Raw genomic sequence first — 20,729 nt, forward strand, 5'->3', positions numbered from 1 at the left:
TTACTTGGCTTATTCTCTATACTATTTAGCATCACTGAAGTGGCAGGGTAGCAACTTCAGTTCATTTTAATAACCTAGAGAACATGGATATGTTGAATCAAAAAACCTTTGAGCGCGGTGCAATGGAAGCCGCCATAAAAATAGGTTTACTATTTTTGCTAGCTGCTTGGTGTATCGACATTGTGCGGCCCTTTATTACCCCGGTTATTTGGGCGATGATCTTGGCTGTAGCGCTTAATCCTCTGTATTTAAAACTCAAAAATGTGGTGGGTAAAGGTGGTGTCGCAGCCACCATTATTGTGCTGGTGTTTTTAGCCATAATTTTGGTACCTGGGGTTAAGGTGACTACCGCAGCTATCGACAGTTTAGCTGCTGTAGGTAAGCAAGTTCAGCAGGGCAGCTTTGAAATTCCTCCTCCTTCAAATTCAATCAAATCTTGGCCGCTAATTGGCGAAAAAGTACATGCGCAGTGGTCCTTAGCTGCCAGTGATTTGCAGCGCTACTTAGGTACTTATGCAAGCCAAGTGGGTGACGTGGCTGGCAAGGTTATTGGTTTTGCTGGTGGGCTTATTGGCGGCCTGTTGATGTTTTGCTTCTCGGTAATTATTGCCGGAGTATTTATGGCAAACGGTGAAAAAGCGGTACTGGGAGCGCAATCGTTAGCAAATGCCTTGGCAGGTAAGCATGGTAGTTACTTAACCAATTTAGCCAGCAATACCATTCAAAGTGTGGCAAAAGGCGTGCTTGGTGTTGCGGTTATTCAAGCTACTTTGCTATCAATCGGCTTTTTTGCCGTAGGCGTACCGGGGGCGGCTGTATGGTCGGTATTGGTGCTGATTTTAGCCATTGCCCAGTTACCGCCTTTTTTAGTGGTATTGCCGGTGGTTATTTATGTCTTTAGCCACGAGTCTACGGTGGTGGCAGGGATTTTTGCTGTATGGAGCATACTAGCGGGCTTTAGTGAAAATGTGCTCAAACCTTTATTGCTGGGGCGCGGCGTAGATGTGCCCATGCTGGTGATTTTGTTAGGTTCTTTAGGGGGAATGCTAATGTCTGGCTTTGTAGGCTTGTTCTTAGGAGCAGTAGTTCTAGCAGTTAGTTACCGTTTGTTAGTAGCATGGTTAGAGCTTAATTCTCAAGAGCAGGCAGATGCTAACGAATAAGTAGCAAAACAAAAATTAGCCTTAAGTAAAATAAATACGGAAATAAGAGAAACACGATGTCTGAACAAAATGAAGCCTCAGAAGCTGCGCCAAGCAACCCTTTACGTAAAAGTTCGTTGTTGGTATTTGCCCTGTGTATTTTGGTTTTTATTATTTATGTCGTAGGCGATAGAGTGACGCCCAATACCGACAATGCTCGAGTATTTGGTTTTGTGGTGCCGATTGCCGCCTCGGTATCGGGCAAACTGGTTGAAGTGAATGTTACGAACAACCAGTTAGTTGAAAAAGGCCAACCTTTGGCCAAGGTAGCTGAAGAAGAATACGTGCTGGCGGTCACTCAAGCCGAAGCCGCATTAGAGTTAGCCGGGCAAGAAATTGGCGCAGGAACTGCTGGCGTTTCGGCTGCGCAAGCGCGCTTACTTGAAGCATCCACCTCTTATCAAGCGATTCTTACCGATGCTAATCGTTTGTTTGCCGTAGAAGACCAAAATGTAGTGCCGCAGCAAAATATTGATAGAGCGCGCAGCGATGTGGCCAAAGCTAAAGCTTCAGTAGCCAAGGCCAACGCAGAGTTGGAGCAAGCTAAACAAAATCTTGGGGTGAGTGGCGAGCAAAACCCTAAGCTGCAATCGGCTTTAGCCAAGTTGGGCAAAGCCCGTTTAGATTTATCTAAAACCGTAATCGTTGCGCCTTCTGAGGGAGGGGTGACTAACTTACAGCTAGAAGCTGGTTATTACGCGAATAAAGGCCAACCGCTGATGACTTTTGTCACCACCAAAGAGGTGTGGATTGAGGCCTACATGCGAGAAAACAATATTGCCAATATTAAAGCGGGCGACCCAGTGGAAATTGCCCTAGATATTGCACCTGGCAAAATCTTCAAAGGCGAAGTGGTGTCAATTGGGTTTGCAGTTAATTATGGTCAATCTAACAACTTAGGTGCGCTACCTACTATTCCGCAAACAGCCGGTTGGTTGCGAGACCCGCAGCGCTTTCCGGTAATCATCAAATTCTCTGATGATACTGCCCATGGTTTACGACGAATTGGCGCACAAGCAGATGTAACGGTATATACCGAAGGCACTTTCATTATGAAAGCGTTGGCTAAGCTGGCCTTAAGGGTCAAAAGCTGGTTCTCTTATGTCTACTAAGGCCTTAAGCTTGCGGCTTGCTAATCCTCTAAAAGCGCACATGTTGCGCTTTAGCTTAGTGAGTGCCTTGGTACTGGTGCTGGCGGTAAGTCTAGAGTGGAGTATGTCATTTGTTACTGCCATTTTTACCGCTCAGTTGTTGTTGCCTGGCAAGCCCACGTTAAACTTGGCCTTAATTAAAACCTTAGCGCTAGCGGTATTAAGCTGTTTTTTGGTTGGGCTTGGGGTTGTGCTTATTGCCCAGCCTTATCCTTTGCTGCTGTTTATTATTCTTGCTTGGTGTTTGTTTTTTGTATTTTACCGAGCCAGTACCGGTTTAAATGAGTTAGTGGTGCTATTTCTGTTGGTGGCGCTGATCGCATTGCCGATGTTGGCCAGTGCTAGCAGGGCAGCAGCGTCCAGTTTTGTTGTCGACTTTATGCTGGCCTTTGTCTTGGCCTTGTTGATAGTGGCCTTTGTGCATTGGCTGATACCAGTGAAAGACGACTTCCATCAAGGAGCAGAAAAGCAGCAAGCGCCGATTCTAAAACATCAAGATGCCTGTCGTCAGGCAGTGGTTAGCACCATAGTTATACTGCCACTTATTATCTACTTCTTTGCTTTCGATAAACTCAGTGATTTGCTGGTGGTTATTTTTGTGGCTATTTTGGCGCAAAACCCCGAGTTAACTAAAGGTGCAAAAGCCAGTATAGGAATTATTTTCACCAACATTGTAGGTGGGTTAATTGCTGTGCTGGTATTTAATTTATTGGTTGCAGCGCCGCAGTTTAGTTTTATGGCGCTGCTAATTACCCTCAGTTTTATGCTGATCGCCCAAGCTATTTACCTGCATCCTAAAGGCGCGATAGTAGCAGCTGGCCTATCGGCTTATATCATTATACTGGGCAGTACTATTGGCAGTGATGGCGGCTTAGCTACCACTAAGTTTTATGCACGTATCTTCCAGTTAAGCATGGTGGGTTTGTATGTGGTGGGCAGTTTTTACTTAGTGCATAAGTTGGCTTGGCTTAAGCCGAATGAATGAGGTTTAACTAAAAACGCCGCTTAGGGTAAGCGGCGTTTTTGATTTTATTTAAAGCGTCTTGCCACCAAGCCAAAACAGACTAGTGCAAATAGGGCAATGCTGCCAGGCTCGGGAACCGAAAAGCGAATGTTATCGATAGCGCCAGAGCCGTTTAAGTGAATACGCATTGAGGCTACTTCGGCTACTGCAAAATCCAAGCGGTCCCAAGTATTGTCGCCGCCGGTATGCGGAGTGTAGAAATCAGTTGGGAAAATTTCGTTGTTTTGCGCATCAAACAAGTGAATGGCATTTTGTGCTGTGTAGCCATTCTCTGCCAGCTCAATGTCAAAAAAGTCGATACTTTCTAGGTATACCGAACTTGAGAAGTTAATGGTGAAGAAACCTGCAGGACGACGCCCTTCGTCATCTGGGTTGTTACAAATAAGGCCATTACACGAGTTTGGGTTCTCATGAATAATGAGTACATTGCCAGGGTTAGCAATACCTAAATTGGGTTGGTTAATATTACTAAAAGGCGACTCTAAATCTGGGTCTTGAGTATTGATAAGGCTGGTATCAAAAGCGACGGCCAAATTGTTTTGGCCTAAACGTACATTGGTTCCATCTATGCTAACACCATGACTTAACTGGTATTGACCATTAACAATTTCACCGTTGGCCAATTCATCAAAAGTAATCACACTGGCTTGGCTAACAAAAGTGCTAAGTAAGCCTACAACGGCGAAAAATACATGTTTGCGGTTCAAAACAATCTTCCTTGATATAAATGGTTCGACCAGTTCAAGGCAATTACTGTACCAAACTCGCAAGTCCATGGCCAGTATCGCTTTTCTTACTGTTTTTATTAACAATAAATACTGGGTGTAAAGAATACTGACGAATTAATCGCTGCTTTTGTGGTAATTGCTGGAGTTAATACTAAAGTGCTTGCTAGCTTAACAAAGAGGGAGTTGTTGTATTGAGTAATTCCCGCCTTTAAATGAGTAGCTACACGCAAAACTCTTACCTATTCGCTATCGAAAGCTAAGGTTTTCCAATAGTAACTAAAGCGCTGATTGTTTATCAAAGCTAGATCGGCGAAAATACCCGCCAATTACGATTAACTAAACGCTGGGTGATTGTGCTGTTTCGGCCAAATTGCCGCTTTGCTGCATCCTCGCGTTACCAAATTAGAAGAATTGATTCGATGTCTAACGCTTCACTCTTGCAAGATATTGCTAGCCGAAGAACCTTTGCAATTATCTCTCACCCGGATGCGGGTAAAACCACCATTACTGAAAAAGTATTGTTATTCGGAAACGCGATTCAAAAAGCCGGTACAGTGAAAGGTCGCGGTAACGCTACCCACGCTAAATCTGACTGGATGGAAATGGAGAAAGAGCGTGGTATCTCGGTTACTACCTCGGTGATGCAGTTCCCGTTTAACGATTGTATTGTTAACCTGCTAGATACTCCCGGACACGAAGACTTCTCGGAAGATACTTACCGTACTCTAACTGCAGTTGACTCCTGTTTGATGGTGATTGACGCGGCGAAAGGTGTAGAAGATCGTACCCGTAAATTAATGGAAGTCACTCGTCTACGTGATACGCCTATTGTTACCTTTATGAACAAATTGGACCGCGATATTCGCGACCCAATGGAAGTAATGGATGAGGTAGAGAGCGAACTTAACATGATGTGCGCACCAATTACTTGGCCAATTGGCTGCGGTAAATTGTTTAAAGGTGTTTACCACATTCTTAAAGATGAAGTGATTCTTTACCAAACTGGTAAAGGCCATACCATTCAAGACCAACAAATCATCAAAGGTTTAGATAACCCCGAAATAGATGCCGCTGTAGGCGATGAGCTTGCCGAAACCTTGCGTGATGAGCTTGAGCTGGTACTAGGTGCGTCTAACGAGTTTGATCTTGAACTGTTTTTGAGCGGTGAACTAACACCTGTGTATTTTGGTACCGCGCTGGGTAACTTTGGTGTAGACCATATGTTAGAAGGTTTAACCAACTGGGCACCAGCACCTAAGCCACGTGCTACTGATATAGGTGAAGTTACCGCTTCTGATGATAGCTTCTCTGGCTTTGTATTTAAGATCCAAGCGAATATGGATCCTAAACACCGCGACCGTATTGCCTTTATGCGCATTGTGTCTGGTGAATACAATAAAGGCATGAAAATGCGTCATGTACGCTTAGGTAAAGATGTAAGCATTTCTGATGCAGTAACCTTTATGGCTGGCGACCGCGCCGCTGCTGAAAAAGCGATTGCTGGCGACATTATCGGTTTACACAACCACGGCACCATTCAAATTGGCGATACTTTTACTCAAGGCCAAGCCATGAAGTTTACCGGTATTCCTAACTTCGCACCGGAAATGTTCCGCCGTATTCGACTAAAAGATCCTTTGAAGCAAAAGCAATTGCTTAAGGGATTGATTCAATTATCTGAAGAAGGTGCTGTGCAGTTATTCCGCCCTATGCGTAACAATGACCTAATTGTTGGCGCAGTAGGTGTGCTGCAGTTTGATGTGGTGGTACATCGTTTACGCACTGAATATAAAGTAGAAGCTGTTTACGAGGGCATTAGCCTTGCCACTGCGCGTTGGTGCGCTGGCGACGATTCTAAGAAGTTTGAAGAGTTTAAGAAAAAAGCTCACGATAACTTAGCCTTAGATGGCGGCGACAACTTAACTTATTTAGCGCCTACAATGGTTAACTTAAACCTAGCCACCGAGCGTTACCCAGACGTTAAGTTTATGCAAACTCGCGAGCACTAAGCCGCTTTTAAGCTAGTTTAATCGCCATAAAAAAAGGTCGCATAAAGCGACCTTTTTTGTGTCTAGTAGTAAGGTTCTATTCGCGCTCTTTAGTATATGGAACACCAATCGCTTTTGGTGCGATAGCTTTACCGATAAAGCCTGCCAGTAAGAACACGGTAAGTACGTAAGGTATCGCTTCAATGGCTTGCACTGGAATCGCGAAGTCGCCGATGGAGACGCCTTGTAAACGTATTGCCATGGCATCCAAGAAACCAAACAGTAAACATGCAGCCAATGCGGTAAATGGTCGCCACTTACCAAAAATCAACGCGGCTAACGCCATATAACCTTTACCGGCACTCATGTTCGGAATGAACTGGGCAGTTTGCGCCACCGACAAGTACACACCACCAATACCGACCAGTAAGCCACAAATAATTACCGCGCTGTAACGCATTCTCACTACTGATATACCGGCAGTATCAACCGCTGCTGGTGATTCACCCACCGCACGTAAACGTAGTCCAAAACGGGTTTTAAACATTACGTACCATGCTAAAGGCACGGTTATGATTAGCAAATACACCAAGGCTGAGTGGCCGCTAATTAGCTCTGAATACAACAAACCAATTACGGGTACATCGGCCATTGCCTCTGCACCCGGCAGTTGAATAGGCGCGAAGCGGGCATCGCCACTCAAAGCGGGGGTTTGACCGCCTTGGTGGAACCAGTGACGCCCAAGGGTCACCGTTAAACCAGCGGCTAAAATGTTAATCGCCATACCACTTACAACATGATCGCCACGGTGAGTAATGGTGGCAAAGCCATGTAATAGCGCTAATAGTACCGAGATGCCAATACCTGCCAGTAAACCTAGCCAAGCCGAGCCCGTTACATGCGCTGTTGCTGCACCAACAAATGCTGCAGCGAGCAACTTGCCTTCTAAGGCAATGTTCACAATACCCGAGCGCTCACAGAACATACCGGCTAGAGAAGCGAAGATAAGCGGCGTCGCAACCCGTATGGTGGCGTCTAACATTAAGATAATAGTTTCAAACATCTTAAGCGACTCCTTCTGATGGGCTTGCTTTTTTAGCAAAAAGCTTGAGGTAAGTACGTTCAAGCGATGGCTTAAACATGTGCTCTAAAGCGCCTGAGAAGAGAATCACCAAACCCTGCAGAACAACAACGATGTTACGGTCCACACCGTACTCAAAACTTAACTCTGCGCCACCTTGGTATAGGAAACCAAACAGTAAGCTGGCGAGCAATACACCAAGAGGGTGGTTACGGCCCATCAGTGCTACAGCAATACCGGTAAAGCCAAAGCCTTCTACAAAGTTTAATTTGATTTGGTGTAGTTCACCTTGCAAAACGTTAAGGCCAAAGAAGCCAGCCAGCATGCCCGATATCAACATCGCAATAATCACGATTTTAACGTAGCTAATGCCTGCATAAGTGGCGGCACTAGGGTTAGAACCTACTGAGCGTATTTCGTAGCCCCAGCGCGTATGCCAAATAAACAACCACAGCAACAAACAGCACAGTAAGGCGAAAATGAAGCTTAAATTGAGCGGGCTGGCAGACATGCTCACACCCACCCAGCTAAGCATTTCATGCATTTTGGGTAGCCAAGAAGACGCCGCAAAAACTCGGCTTTCGGTGGCCATTGTGGTCTCAGGTTTAAGAATATCAACCAGTAAATAGGCCATTAATGAGGCTGCAATAAAGTTGAACATGATGGTGGTGATTACGATGTGTGAACCACGCTTGGCTTGCAAGTAGGCAGGGATAAACGCCCAAGCTGCACCAAATAAACCACCCACAACAATGGCGACAGGGAATACCACATACCAAGGCGCAAACTCGCCTAAGGTTAAGCAGACTAAACCAACCCCTAAACCACCAATATAGGCTTGGCCTTCGCCACCAATATTAAATAAACCAGCGTGAAAGGCGATAGCCACGGCTAAACCGGTAAAGATAAATCCCGTGGTGTAATACAAGGTATAACCAATGCCTTCGGCATAGCCAAACGCGCCGGTCCACATCACCTTAATCGCATCGATGGGTGATATGTCGATATACATGAACAGCAAGGCCGACACTAAAAATGCGGCAAACACGTTGATTGCAGGTAATAGGGCAACGCTGACCCATGCAGGTACTTGAGCTTGGCTCATATTTCACCTCCCTGCGCGGCGTTTTTTATATGTTCTGGCACAATGTTGGCCATCATTAATCCTAAGGTTTGTTCATCCGCTTGTTCTGCGCTCACTTCACCTACAATCGCGCCATCAAAGACCACGATGATTCGGTCGGCTAAGTTGACAATTTCATCTAACTCTACCGAGACCAGCAATACTGCTTTACCTGCGTCACGCGAGTGGATGATTTGTTGGTGAATGTATTCAATAGCACCAATGTCTACGCCACGGGTAGGTTGGCCAACCAGGAGAATGTCTGGGTCTTGTTCCATCTCGCGAGCAATCACCAACTTTTGTTGATTACCTCCCGAGAAGTTGGCTGTTTTTAAGCTGGTATCTGCGGGGCGAACGTCCCACTTTTCCATGCTTTGTTGACAGCCCTGTTCAATCGCTTGCTTGTCTTGCAATACCCCTTTGTTGTATTGCGCAAGGTGGTGATAACCGAGTATATAAGCTTCTTTGGCGGCAAATTTATTGATAAGACCTTGCTTGTGTCGGTCTTCAGGAATGTGGCCTACGCCAATGGACCTAATGCTGCGCGGGTTGTAATGGCTTTCGGCATCAATGGTATGTCCGTTTAACGTCATACTGCCGCTGCTTGGGGTGATAATACCGCTTAATAAGCTAAGAATTTCTGACTGACCATTGCCTGATACGCCGGCAATACCCACGATTTCTCCAGCGCGAACATTAAACGAGATATCTTTTACGCGTTTAACCCCGGCACTATCTACGTAGCTAAGCTTGTTTACTTCAATCAAAGGCGCTTGTGGTTTTGCTTCACCGCGCTCTACTTGCAGTAATACCTTGCGGCCTACCATTAGCTCTGCAAGTTGCTCTTGATTGGTTTCAGCTGTTACTACATGTTCAACCATTGCTCCTTGTCGCATCACCGATACCTTGTCGGTAATGGCTAATACTTCACGAAGCTTATGGGTGATAATCATGATGGTGGTGCCTTGCTCACGTAACTTACCTAAAATAGTAAATAAGTGATCGGCTTCTTGCGGCGTGAGTACCCCTGTGGGTTCATCCAAAATGAGAATTTTGGCACCACGATATAAGGCTTTTAAGATCTCTACACGTTGCTGCAAACCTACCGCTAGCTCACCAACAACGGCATCTAGTGGCACATCTAAACCGTAGTCTTTGGCTAGTTGCTTAAGCTTCTTACGCGCTGCGCTTAAACTGTCTTCAAGCTTCCAGCCGTCTTCTGCACCAAGAACGATGTTTTCTAGCACTGTAAAGGTATCCACTAACATGAAGTGCTGGTGCACCATGCCAATACCCGCCTTGATGGCTTCTTGAGAATTATGTGGTTGGTAATGCTGGCCATGTACCTGCATAGAGCCAGAGTCGGCATGATAGAAGCCGTAAATAATACTCATTAGGGTGGATTTACCGGCGCCATTTTCGCCAATAATTCCATGAATTGTGCCTTTAGGAATGGCAAGGTCGATACTGCGATTGGCATGAACGCTGCCAAAGCGCTTATCGATTTTTTCCAGTTTAATGGCAAAATCAGCTGCGTGAATCAATTTCGATTTCCATTTCTAGCAAGTAAAAATACGCCAACTCGAGGTTGGCGCGTATTTTTAGCATTTAGTAGTTACAGGTGTTGTCCGACATGTAGTCATGAACAGTAATTTTGCCAGAAATAATATCGGCTTTAATTCCGTCTACGTATGCTTTCAACTCTGGAGTGATTAATGAAGCGTTGTGCTCGTCTTGCGCCCAATCAACAGAATCTTCCTTAAGACCTAAGGCTTTAATACCTGGCTGCCAAGTACCGTCCATGCCTTCTTCCCAAGTGCTGTAAGCAACGGCGCCCACTTTCTTAACCATTGAGGTCAACATAGTGCCTGGCTGTAAGTGGTTTTGGTTTGAATCAACACCAATGGCATATTTGCCGGCATCTTTAGCGGCTTGGTAAACACCTAAACCGGTTCCGCCTGCTGCTGCATAGATAACGTCTGCACCTTGAGAAAACTGAGATTTAGCTAGCTCTGAGCCTTTAGCTGGATCGGCAAAAGCAGCTGGCGTAGAGCCGGTCATGTTTTGCAGTACTTTGGTGTCGGCATTAGCATAAACCGCACCTTGCTCATAGCCACAAGCAAATTTACGAATAAGCGGGATATCCATACCGCCTACAAAACCAACGGTATTGGTTTTAGATACCTTGGCTGCTAATGCGCCAACTAAGAAAGAGCCTTCGTGTTCTTTAAATACCACCGATTGAACGTTGGGTTTATCAATCACCATGTCGATAATGGTGAACTGAGTATCAGGGTATTCGGCTGCTACTTTCTCAACGGCTGATGCCATGTTAAAGCCTACCGCAACAATTGGGCTGAATCCGCGACCTGCTAAACGGCGTAAACCTTGTTCGCGTTGCGCTTCATTCTGTGGTTCAAATTCGCGTACATCAACGCCTTTTTCTTTTTTAAATACTTCTACGCCATTGCGAAAAACAGCTTCATTGAATGATTTATCAAATTTGCCGGCAGTATCATAAACAACGGCTGGTTTAGCGGCTAACGCACTAAAAGAGGCAACTGCTAAAGCTGCAGCTGTAAGGTTGGTTGTGAATGTTTTCACGTCAAACTCCCTGTTTTTTATTGAAATATTTTATCTAGTTCGGTCAGCGTTACTGGAACAGGCCCAAGCAGTACACTTGCTTAAATGGCGAAGCTCACAGCCGATGTATTCATTGTTGATGAAGTGCATTTATCCAAGGATAGTAAACACCTACTTAAACTTACTAAGTGTAATCTACTATTGGGAATGTGTTGCACCATCGAGCATGACTTACTAGATATTGTCGGTGTCGCGTTTCGAATACTAACTATTTTCCCTGTAACCACTCTTTATATACAGTGATCCATTGGTAGAGTAGGATTAAGAATTACTGAATTCAATAAGCTATTCTCAGTATTTATCTTAATTTGTTGGGTATTTAAGAGATATTACCTATATATGTGGGTAAAATTACTATAAGTGACATGAAGCTCAGCAGAAGAGGTGGTCTATGGTAGCTCGAATAATCACGCTTTTTCGCCACTATATCGCTTGTTACGATAGTTGGCTCCTCAAAAATGGTTTGGACAAACCTTGTCGAAGTTGCATTCCTCAAGAGCACCCAAAACAGGACAAAGGCGAGTAATGGCCTGGTTTGATACCCATTGTCACTTGGACTTCACACCATTTAAGCAGGATTTACCCAGTTACTTAGCAGAGTTCAAACGCTGCAATATACAAGGCTGCGTAGTACCTGCTGTGGGCCCAGAAAACTGGCAAACCGTAGTCGACCTATCTTCCCTAAAAATGTTGAAAATAGCCCTGGGTTACCATCCATGCTTTTTAGATAAAAATGCCTTGCAGGGAGAACCTGAGTTATTGCTCGGCGAACTAGGGGCTTTAGACCAAATAGTCCAACAGCATCGAGAGCGGCTAAGTGCATGGGGGGAGTGTGGTTTAGACGGTCGTTTCCCCGAAACCAACGCCCATCAAGAGTTTGCCTTTAATTGGCAAATAAAGGCGGCCCAACAACAAGGTTTGCCCTTACTTATCCATTCGGTGCGACTGCATGATCGCGTTGCTCATCTACTCAAACAAGCTCAGTTTGACCAAGGCGGGATTATTCACGGTTTTAGTGGCAGCTATGTACAAGCTAGCCGCTTTGTTGATTTGGGTTTTAAAATTGGCGTAGGCGGAACCATTACTTGGCCACGTTCGGAAAAAACGCGCAAGGCTCTAAAACGCCTACCGCTAGATGCTTTGGTGCTAGAAACCGACGCGCCAAATATGCCTTTGTTTGAGATGCAACAACAGCACAATACGCCACTTAATCTCTCAGTTATTTTTGAGCAATTAGCAGCGCTGCGCAGCGAATCACCTCAAGAGCTTGAGCAGCGCCTATGGGATAACAGCCTACAAGTTTTAAGAATAGAATCTTAAAGCTCTATGGCTTTGCTGGCGCATAGACACTTAAGCTAGTTAGCAAGCCTACTCAGATTTATGCCTTAAATTTGTCGATATGGTCGGCATTAACGGCGGCGACGGCTGCGCTTACTAACGTGGTTCCACTTAGTGGTTGTTCACTAGCGCCTAGTCGCATGGCGGGTGTCTCACCGTTTTGGTCGGTGATGACGTAGTTAAATAGGGCGCGATTAATTTCAAATAAGGCGTCAACCGAGCTGGCACTTTTCAGCTGCTTCGACATGTTTTGCTCAAGGTGCTCAAAGAAGCTCTGGCAAGCTTGCGGACGAGGTAAGTCGATGGGAGCGGGGACTTGCTGGCCTGAACTAATGCCACAAAACGCACCAAAAGGCGCTGGATACCAGCGGTCATTCCACCAACCTACTTTGTTACCTGCAGCGCCCATATCTGATTGAGTTCGAGGATGCTGATAGATGTAATACACATCGGCAGATTTCTCACGTATTTGTTCAACACAGCTCATGAGAGCAGCACCGCGGATACTGCTTTCGTGCTCTATGTAGTGGTGAAAATGCTTAACTTGGTGGGTAAAACCGGATAAAAGTTGAAAGTGTGCGTAAGCACAAATTGCCGGTTGAATAATTTGAGTACCGCGTAGATGCGAGGTGGGACCGTAGTGTAAATCTTCAAAGTGATAACGGTTCAGAGTGAGCTGATAACGGCGCTTTAAGGCTTCTACAATGGGGCTATCTTGCAGCGCTGGTAGCCTCGTAGACGCTTGTTGTTGGTAGTAAACCGAATCATTAAGCTGCAGTTGCGTTTGGTTATGGGTATGCAGCAATACGTAACCTGATTGCGCCTCGCTAGAGCACAGCGCCCAAACACGCTTTTGCTCGGAAAACTCATGCACATTGCTTTCGGTATGAATCGCTAAAAACTGGCGTTTGAGAGCCATTACCTCTTGCTGGCGCGAATAAAACCGTAAACAGTGAAATAGGCGCTGTAGCAGTTGGTAATAGATTTTTGGCGCGATGCTAAGCTGCTGCATTATTTTCTGTGGGCTGTGGCCTAAGCTTAGAGAATTGAATAAACGGCACAGTTGTTCACTGCCTTTCACGTGTACTTGGGTAAAGACGCTTTGGCATTTTCGGCATTGGTAACGTTGGCTGTTAGCACCGGTTTTTCCGTAGCGTTTAACGCCAGTAGTTGGGCCTAGGAAAAAGCCAGGTTCGCAATTGCTGCAACCACAAGGGGCCTTGCTTAAGTGTAGCTTAGTGCGTTCTTCAACAATCAAGTTTACGCTGTGGCTGTCAACGAGAGGCGGGTAACTACCACACGCTTTGCAATGCAAAGCGGGATAACCCAATTGATGACTTTCGGCTAAATAGTCTGAGCTTTCGGTTAATCCAAAATTGGGGCAGCGGCAATTCTTACAGCAGTTAAACCGTTGTCTGTAGGCGAATTTTTGTTCTTTTTCAGGTTCAAGTGCTGCTGTCACTTTGTATTCCTTTTCAACATATTTAGTAACTAACTCTAGTTTGACTAATCTTTGACTATTATCCCGTGATCAGTCTCACGATTTTTAACAACTTAGAAACTTAAACTGCCAGCCATGAACTGAGGGGCAAAACAGCAATAGCGCTGTGCCTTTAGCAAGTTCCCACGTATTTAAAGGACGAAAGAAAATGTACGAAGTTATTATTGCCTTAATTACTGGCGCAGTGGTTGGCGTGGTTTTTAGTGCTATTAAACTGCCACTACCTGCTCCACCGGTGCTATCGGGCATCATTGGTATTTTGGGTATCTATTTGGGCGGCATGGCCTACCAAAATGTCTTGGAACGTTTTTTTTCGTAACAAATTCGTTAAGCAACTTGGCTAATCGCTTAGGTATAAGATTTGATATTTCCTATAGTTTGCTTAGTAAGGTTGTGAATCGATAGTCGCCTTAGGAAGAAGTATGGCATAAACACATTTGGTAAGTAAGGTCTCTGAAACGGCTAATAAGTCGATTAGATTTGATCTAGTTATCATTTAGGTCAAAAACCCTAGGTATGATCGCCGGCAGTAGAATCCATTGCAGCTCAGCCGGCATTAAGGTAGTTGCCTGATCAGATAGTTGAATGTAATGGAATACTAAACAGACACGTTGTAGAAGGCTTCTTGTGCTGGTGGCAAGAAGATAGAAACGATGTAAGTTTCACAAAAAAATAATTAAACATTAGGGACACGTATGAACAGTACAGTAATGAGCTTGGTCGGCGTACTCGCGCTACTGGGGATTGCATTCTTGCTTTCCGATAACAAAAAACGAATTAACAAACGTACCGTATTGGGAGCTTTTGCTATCCAAGCTGGATTTGGAGCCTTTGTACTTTACCTTCCATTTGGTCAAGACGTGCTAGCTGCTGTTTCAGGTGGTGTTCAATCGGTGATTGACAGTGCCCAAGCGGGTATTAACTTTTTGTTTGGTGGCTTAGGCACTGATGCAATGTTTGGTAACGGTGTTGGCTTTGTATTTGCCATTCGTGTATTGCCTATTATTGTATTCTTCTCTTCACTAATCGCGGTACTTTATTACCTTGGCATTATGCAGAAGATCATCTTGGTAATTGGTGGTGCTCTACAAAAAGCATTAGGCACTAGCCGCCCAGAGTCTATGTCTGCTACTGCTAATATCTTTGTTGGACAAACCGAAGCGCCAATTGTGGTTAAACCTTTCATTCCAAAAATGAGCGAGTCTGAGTTATTTGCCATTATGGTTGGTGGTTTGGCTTCGGTTGCAGGTTCTGTATTAGCGGGTTACGCGGGTTTAGGTGTAGAGCTTAAGTACTTGATTGCTGCTTCATTTATGGCAGCACCTGGTGGCCTATTGATGGCTAAAATCATCAAGCCTGAAACTAATGCTTCTGAGCAAGATATGGACGCTACTTTAGCCGAAGAAGATCGCCCAGCTAACGTTATCGACGCTGCTGCAAGTGGTGCTTCTACCGGTTTGCACTTAGCGCTTAACGTAGGTGCAATGCTACTTGCCTTCATTGGTTTGATTGCGTTGCTAAACGGCATGGTTGGTGGCATCGGTGGCTGGTTTGGTGTTGAAGGCCTAACCATTGAACTTATTTTAGGTTACATCTTCGCACCGGTTGCTTGGATTATTGGTGTGCCTTGGGCAGAAGCCATTCAAGCGGGTAGCTTTATTGGTCAAAAGCTTATCGTTAACGAATTTGTTGCTTACATTAACTTTGTTGATATTCGTGAAACACTGTCAGAGCACACTCAAGTAATTGTTACTTTTGCACTATGTGGTTTCGCTAACCTATCATCAATTGCAATTTTATTAGGTGGCTTAGGTAGCATGGCGCCATCACGCCGTGGTGATATTGCTCGCCTAGGTCTTAAAGCTGTAGCGGCTGCATCATTAGCTAACTTAATGAGTGCTGCACTTGCTGGTTTCTTCTTCAGCCTGCTATAAGCTAGTAAGGCTTCTTGGCAATATGCCAAGAAGCCCCTATTTCAGTTCAATCTATTGCTGCTCTGGCATTAGGTTTAATCTTAAACTTTGAGGAATAGTTATGTCTCAGTCTCTTACTGCTGTGGCGCGTCAAGCCCTTTCTTTAATGGACCTCACTACTCTTAACGATGACGATACTCGCGAGAGTGTGGCGGCTTTATGTGCTCAAGCTAAATCGGCTCAAGGCCAAGTTGCGGCTATTTGTATTTATCCACGCTTCATTCCATTTGCTCGTAAGGTATTGGCCGAACACGATGCTAGTGATGTGAAAATTGCTACTGTGACTAACTTCCCTTTAGGTGAAGATGATGTGGACTTGGCTGTAGCTGAAACGAAGGCCGCTGTAGCCTATGGCGCCGACGAAGTAGACGTTGTATTCCCATGGCGTGCCTTAATGGCCGGCAATGAGCAAGTGGGCTTTGATCTCGTTAAAGCCTGTAAAGCTGCCTGTGGCGAGATAAAGCTAAAAGTGATTATCGAAAGTGGCGAATTAAGCAGTCCTGAACTGATTGCTAAAGCCAGTGAGTTGTCGATTAAAGCGGGTGCAGATTTTATTAAAACTTCTACCGGTAAAGTGCCGGTAAATGCCACGCCAGAAGCAGCAGAAATCATGCTAAAAGCAATCGCAGAGTTTAACCCAGATTGTGGCTTTAAAGCCGCAGGTGGAGTTAAAAGCGCCGAACAAGCAAAAATTTACCTAGATCTTGCAACTAAAACACTTGGCGACGATTGGTTAAGCCAAGCGCATTTCCGTTTTGGCGCATCAAGTTTATTGGCTGCATTGCAAGCCACTATATCAGGTGATGAGAACGCTCAAGCTGGCGCTGGTTATTAGTTAATTCTTCGATAAGAGTTAAGGAATGCTCATGTTGTTACCCCAAGAAATTATTCGACGTAAACGCGATGGCCAAGCTCTGTCGCTGGAAGAAATCCAGTTTATGGTTGACGGTATTACCAACGGCCAACTAAGTGATAGCCAAATTGGCGCTTTTGCCATGGCGGTTTACTTCAACAGTATGAATGGTACCGAGGCTACTGCGCTTACCTGTGCAATGCGTGATTCAGGGCAAGTGCTTAACTGGGATCATCTTAATTTGCCTGGGCCAGTGGTAGATAAACATTCTACTGGTGGCGTGGGTGATTTAACGTCGTTACTCTTGGGGCCAATGGTCGCTGCATGTGGTGGTCATGTTCCGATGATTTCGGGGCGTGGATTAGGCCACACTGGCGGTACCTTAGACAAATTAGAGGCTATTCCTAATTACTCTATCAGCCCCACATCGCAGCAGTTTGAAAGCATTGTGAAGGATGTGGGTATTGCGATTATTGGCCAAACCGGTGAGTTGGCTCCGGCCGACAAACGCTTATATGGCATTCGTGATGTGACCGCCACGGTAGAGTCTATTCCCTTAATTACAGCTTCTATCTTGAGCAAAAAACTTGCCTCGGGCCTAGAAGCATTAGTGATGGATGTAAAAGCTGGCAGTGGTGCATTTATGCCTAACTTTGCCCAGTCGAAAGCCTTGGCCGAAAGCATTGTAGAAGTGGCTAATGCTGCGGGAGTTAAATGTTGTGCCTTGCTAACAGATATGAACCAACCTTTAGCACCCAGTGCCGGTAACGCGGTAGAAATTGCTGAGACCTTACGTTATTTAAAAGGCGATACTTCAGCGCATCGCTTACATCAGGTGACCAAGGCTTTAGCTAGTGAAATGTTGCTATCTAGCGGTTTAGCCAGCTCTCAACAAGAAGCCGAGGATAAACTTGCCGCTAGCATTAGCTCTGGTGCAGCTTTAGAGCGTTTTGCCAAAATGGTGAGTGCTTTAGGTGGGCCATGTGATTTTGTTGAGCGCAGCGAACATTACCTGCCTCAAGCTAAGGTTGTGAAGCCAGTATCCGCAAAACAAAGTGGCATGGTTAAGCAACTAGATTGCCGAGAGTTGGGCATGGCGGTAGTAGGCTTGGGTGGTGGCAGAAGTGTGCCGGGAGCCGCCATTGATCACAGCGTAGGCATTAGTGAACTAGTAGAGTTAGGCGATGTGGTAGACAAGGGACAAAACTTGTTGATGCTGCATGCCAACGACGAAGACGCTTGGCAAGCAGCAGCAAAACAAATTCAACAGGCGATTAAACTCGACGAACCTAGCTCAGCGCAGACCGATGTAAACCCTGTTTATCAGCGTATTGGTCCTTGTTAAGGAGACCCCTATGAAACGTGCAATTATATTAATGCTAGATTCCTTTGGCATTGGTGCCAGTGATGATGCCGAAAAGTTTGGCGATCAAGGTGCTAATACCATGCTGCACATTGCCGAGCAGTGTGCCCTAGGAAATGCCGATAAAGGCCGTAGTGGCCCGTTAACAATTCCTAATCTAAATCGATTAGGCTTGGGCCAAGCCTGCGGCGAAAGTGGTGGAGTATTTCCGCCAGGATTAGACGCTCAGGTCCAGCCTATTGGCAACTATGGTTATGCCGCCGAAATGTCTAGCGGTAAAGACACGCCAAGTGGTCACTGGGAAATTGCTGGCGTACCAGTTTTGTTTGATTGGGGTTACTTTAGCGAGCCTGAAAATAGCTTCCCACAAAGCTTACTAGACGAGTTAGTTAAGCGTGCAGATTTACCTGGTTACCTTGGTAATTGCCATGCATCGGGCACCGAAGTGCTGGAGCGTTTAGGTGAAGAACATATGGCTAGCGGTAAGCCGATTTTTTACACCTCTGCCGACAGCGTATTTCAAATCGCCGCTCATGAAGAAACATTTGGTTTAGAGCGTTTGCTTGAGCTGTGTGAAATTGCTCGTGAGCTAGTGGACCCTTACAACATTGGCCGAGTGATTGCGCGTCCATTTGTGGGCAACAGCGCAAAAGAATTTGCCCGCACCGGTAACCGCAGAGATTTATCGGTATTGCCGCCAGCGCCCACCTTGTTAGACCGTATGGCAGAAGCTGGCGGTGAGGTAGTGAGCATTGGTAAAATTGCCGATATTTATGCCCAGCAAGGCATTACTCGCAAGGTAAAAGCAACCGGCCTAGAAGGCTTGTTTGATTTAACCTTGAGTGAAATGGATCGCCAAGTGGACAACAGCATCATCTTCACTAACTTTGTCGATTTCGACTCAGCATATGGGCATCGTCGTGATGTACCAGGTTATGCTGCTGCGCTGGAATATTTCGATAAACGTTTACCTGAATTGCTGGATAAGCTTAGCGAGGACGATATTGTGATTCTTACCGCAGATCACGGTTGTGACCCAACCTGGCCGGGCAGTGATCATACTCGTGAACATATTCCTGTCATTTTCTACGGCAAAAATTTACCCGCTAAAAATGTTGGTAAACGCGATACCTTTGCCGACATTGGCCAAACCATCGCCGATTACATGAAACTGCCTGCTTTAGAGTACGGCACTAGCTTTTTACAAGAATAACAATGACGAGCAGCAGCAAGTTGCTAGCTGCTTGGAACAAACTTAATTAGGAGACTATATGGCAACCCCACATATCAATGCAGCACCAGGTGATTTTGCAGAAACCGTATTAATGCCGGGCGATCCCTTGCGTGCAAAACACATTGCAGAGACATTTTTAGAAGACGTAGTTGAAGTAACTGGCGTGCGTAACATGCTAGGTTACACCGGTACTTATAAAGGCAAACGTGTATCGGTAATGGGTTCAGGCATGGGTATTCCAAGCTGTTCTATTTACGCCCATGAGCTGTACACCCAATACGGTGTTGAGAACATTATTCGTGTAGGTAGTGCCGGTGCTGTAAGCAACGACATCAAATTACGTGATGTAGTGATTGCAATGGGCGCTTGTACCGACTCAAAAGTAAACCGTAGCCGTTTTAAAGGCCACGACTTTGCCGCTATTGCTAATTATGACTTGTTACGCGCAGCGGTAGATAGCGCTAAAGCACAAGGCATTGACGCTAAAGTAGGTAACATCTTCTCAGCCGATCTTTTCTATTCGCCAGAGCCTGATATGTTCGATGTAATGGAAAAACACAATGTTTATGCGGTAGAAATGGAAGCTGCAGGCTTATACGGCGTAGCTGCCGAGTGTGGTAAAGCTGCTTTGTGTGTTGTAACCATTTCTGACCATATTCGCAGTGGTGAGCAAACTACCGCAGAAGAGCGTCAAACTACCTTTAACGAGATGATCACTCTAACTCTAGAGTCGCTGCTTTAAGCTGGGCTTTTATCTTTAGTGTTATCGCTTCTAGCAGCAATGTCTGCTAGAAGTTTCTTCGCCTTTTTCGCTTCTTTTCGCTCAGCCCGCTTATTGATATTAAACAGCGTGGCAAGATGGCGTTTCCTCGATAATACCCGTGTTAACAAAAAACCAATGCTTATCGACATCAAAAACATAATCATGATTTTTGATTGGCCATTGGTGATGTAAGTATTCGCTTCGGCTAGTAGGGTTGTATGCTCTAGGGTAATACGCAAGTAGCCTAGGCTTTCACCTTGTTCACCTCTAATCTCTGCAATGTAAGGTCTACGACCTAAGCCCTCTAAGGGAGTATGGCTTTGACCAGCTAAAGGTAACAGCTGCGAAAGCGGTAAGGCTTGCTGCGATTCGGCTAAACGCAAACCTTGATGGTCATAGATGGTGGCATCTTTTACAAAATGTTCTTTGACTAAGGCATTAACCAATTCGCTCAGCTCAGCTTGGCTATTTTCACCAATGTAACCTGCGGCATTTAAGGCTGCTAACGAGGTAAGAGAGCGAGCCAGTTTCTCGGTTTGATTTTCAATTAACTGCTCACCATTGTGCTTTAGGGTCACATAGTAATAAAGTACCCAAACACAACACGCAATGGCGAGAAGCAATTGGGTGAATTGAATAATTCGATAGCGTCTTACTGCAGATTTGGCCACACGAACCTCTTTTTTATGCTTAAAGCCATTGTAGGTGCTTGCCAAACCAAAAAGCAATACGCTATCTTGATGCGCCGCAATTTTTAGAAACAA

At 45.3% G+C, this 20,729-nt stretch carries 18 protein-coding genes; 11 read left to right on the plus strand and 7 right to left on the minus strand.

The annotated features are described in order from the left end of the window. Positions 1–89 precede the first annotated feature (89 nt). From OAG1_RS04165 to OAG1_RS04175, 3 genes are read left to right on the plus strand one after another with little or no spacing between them, the layout of a single operon-like run. Entirely contained in the window at positions 90–1,163 is a 1,074-nt protein-coding gene (locus OAG1_RS04165; RefSeq protein ID WP_338624230.1) for an AI-2E family transporter, read from the plus strand. Between the two features lie 56 nt (positions 1,164–1,219). Further along, positions 1,220–2,314 (plus strand): HlyD family secretion protein, encoded by a 1,095-nt coding sequence (locus OAG1_RS04170; RefSeq protein WP_338624232.1) that lies wholly within the window; start codon positions 1,220–1,222, stop codon positions 2,312–2,314. Continuing rightward, the gene (locus tag OAG1_RS04175; protein WP_338624234.1) at positions 2,304–3,338 is read left to right on the plus strand and encodes a DUF2955 domain-containing protein; all 1,035 of its coding nucleotides are present in this window, start codon (positions 2,304–2,306) and stop codon (positions 3,336–3,338) included. The genes OAG1_RS04170 and OAG1_RS04175 overlap by 11 nt, the downstream gene beginning before the upstream one ends. Positions 3,339–3,382: 44 nt before the next feature. Here the strand turns inward: OAG1_RS04175 and OAG1_RS04180 are convergent, their stop codons facing one another. Next, the gene (locus OAG1_RS04180; RefSeq protein WP_338624236.1) at positions 3,383–4,084 is read right to left on the minus strand and encodes a PEP-CTERM sorting domain-containing protein; all 702 of its coding nucleotides are present in this window, start codon (positions 4,082–4,084) and stop codon (positions 3,383–3,385) included. Between the two features lie 440 nt (positions 4,085–4,524). On the opposite strand from OAG1_RS04180, the gene prfC reads away from it, so the two are divergent. Continuing rightward, positions 4,525–6,114 (plus strand): peptide chain release factor 3, encoded by a 1,590-nt coding sequence (prfC, locus tag OAG1_RS04185; RefSeq protein WP_338624238.1) that lies wholly within the window; start codon positions 4,525–4,527, stop codon positions 6,112–6,114. A 76-nt stretch (positions 6,115–6,190) separates the two neighbouring features. Here prfC and OAG1_RS04190 read toward each other — a convergent pair whose 3' ends face one another. From OAG1_RS04190 to OAG1_RS04205, 4 genes are all read right to left on the minus strand, one after another. Next, complete coding sequence (locus OAG1_RS04190; RefSeq protein ID WP_016401427.1) at positions 6,191–7,156, minus strand: ABC transporter permease; 966 nt, start codon at positions 7,154–7,156, stop codon at positions 6,191–6,193. Position 7,157: 1 nt separating this feature from the next. After that, a complete protein-coding gene (locus OAG1_RS04195) occupies positions 7,158–8,279 on the minus strand; it encodes an ABC transporter permease (RefSeq protein ID WP_016401426.1) in 1,122 nt (373 codons plus the stop codon). Beyond that, positions 8,276–9,841, minus strand: a complete 1,566-nt coding sequence (locus OAG1_RS04200) for an ABC transporter ATP-binding protein (RefSeq protein ID WP_338624242.1) — start codon at positions 9,839–9,841, stop codon at positions 8,276–8,278. The genes OAG1_RS04195 and OAG1_RS04200 overlap by 4 nt, the downstream gene beginning before the upstream one ends. Positions 9,842–9,905: 64 nt before the next feature. Next, positions 9,906–10,901, minus strand: a complete 996-nt coding sequence (locus tag OAG1_RS04205; RefSeq protein WP_016401424.1) for a BMP family ABC transporter substrate-binding protein — start codon at positions 10,899–10,901, stop codon at positions 9,906–9,908. A 564-nt stretch (positions 10,902–11,465) separates the two neighbouring features. Here OAG1_RS04205 and OAG1_RS04210 point away from each other — a divergent pair. Then, positions 11,466–12,260, plus strand: a complete 795-nt coding sequence (locus tag OAG1_RS04210) for a TatD family hydrolase (RefSeq protein WP_338624246.1) — start codon at positions 11,466–11,468, stop codon at positions 12,258–12,260. A 58-nt stretch (positions 12,261–12,318) separates the two neighbouring features. On the opposite strand, the gene OAG1_RS04215 is transcribed toward OAG1_RS04210, so the two are convergent. Continuing rightward, positions 12,319–13,740 (minus strand): hypothetical protein, encoded by a 1,422-nt coding sequence (locus OAG1_RS04215; protein WP_338624249.1) that lies wholly within the window; start codon positions 13,738–13,740, stop codon positions 12,319–12,321. 187 nt (positions 13,741–13,927) lie between these two features. On the opposite strand from OAG1_RS04215, the gene OAG1_RS04220 reads away from it, so the two are divergent. From OAG1_RS04220 to deoD, 6 genes are all read left to right on the plus strand, one after another. After that, entirely contained in the window at positions 13,928–14,098 is a 171-nt protein-coding gene (locus OAG1_RS04220; protein WP_016401421.1) for a DUF1427 family protein, read from the plus strand. Positions 14,099–14,474: 376 nt separating this feature from the next. After that, positions 14,475–15,713 (plus strand): NupC/NupG family nucleoside CNT transporter, encoded by a 1,239-nt coding sequence (locus tag OAG1_RS04225; RefSeq protein ID WP_016401420.1) that lies wholly within the window; start codon positions 14,475–14,477, stop codon positions 15,711–15,713. A 100-nt stretch (positions 15,714–15,813) separates the two neighbouring features. Continuing rightward, positions 15,814–16,587, plus strand: coding sequence for a deoxyribose-phosphate aldolase (gene deoC, locus OAG1_RS04230; protein WP_338624252.1), 774 nt, complete (start codon positions 15,814–15,816; stop codon positions 16,585–16,587). A gap of 31 nt (positions 16,588–16,618) precedes the next feature. Next, on the plus strand, positions 16,619–17,950 hold the full coding sequence (deoA, locus tag OAG1_RS04235) for a thymidine phosphorylase (RefSeq protein WP_338624254.1): 1,332 nt from the start codon (positions 16,619–16,621) through the stop codon (positions 17,948–17,950). Between the two features lie 10 nt (positions 17,951–17,960). Next, on the plus strand, positions 17,961–19,181 hold the full coding sequence (locus OAG1_RS04240) for a phosphopentomutase (protein WP_338624256.1): 1,221 nt from the start codon (positions 17,961–17,963) through the stop codon (positions 19,179–19,181). A 58-nt stretch (positions 19,182–19,239) separates the two neighbouring features. Then, positions 19,240–19,944, plus strand: coding sequence for a purine-nucleoside phosphorylase (deoD, locus tag OAG1_RS04245; protein ID WP_016401416.1), 705 nt, complete (start codon positions 19,240–19,242; stop codon positions 19,942–19,944). Here deoD and OAG1_RS04250 read toward each other — a convergent pair. Beyond that, positions 19,941–20,729, minus strand: a complete 789-nt coding sequence (locus OAG1_RS04250; protein WP_016401415.1) for an AhpA/YtjB family protein — start codon at positions 20,727–20,729, stop codon at positions 19,941–19,943. The two genes, deoD and OAG1_RS04250, sit on opposite strands and share 4 nt — an antisense overlap.

The organism is Agarivorans sp. OAG1 (genome assembly GCF_037076485.1).
Lineage (GTDB): Bacteria > Pseudomonadota > Gammaproteobacteria > Enterobacterales > Celerinatantimonadaceae > Agarivorans > Agarivorans albus.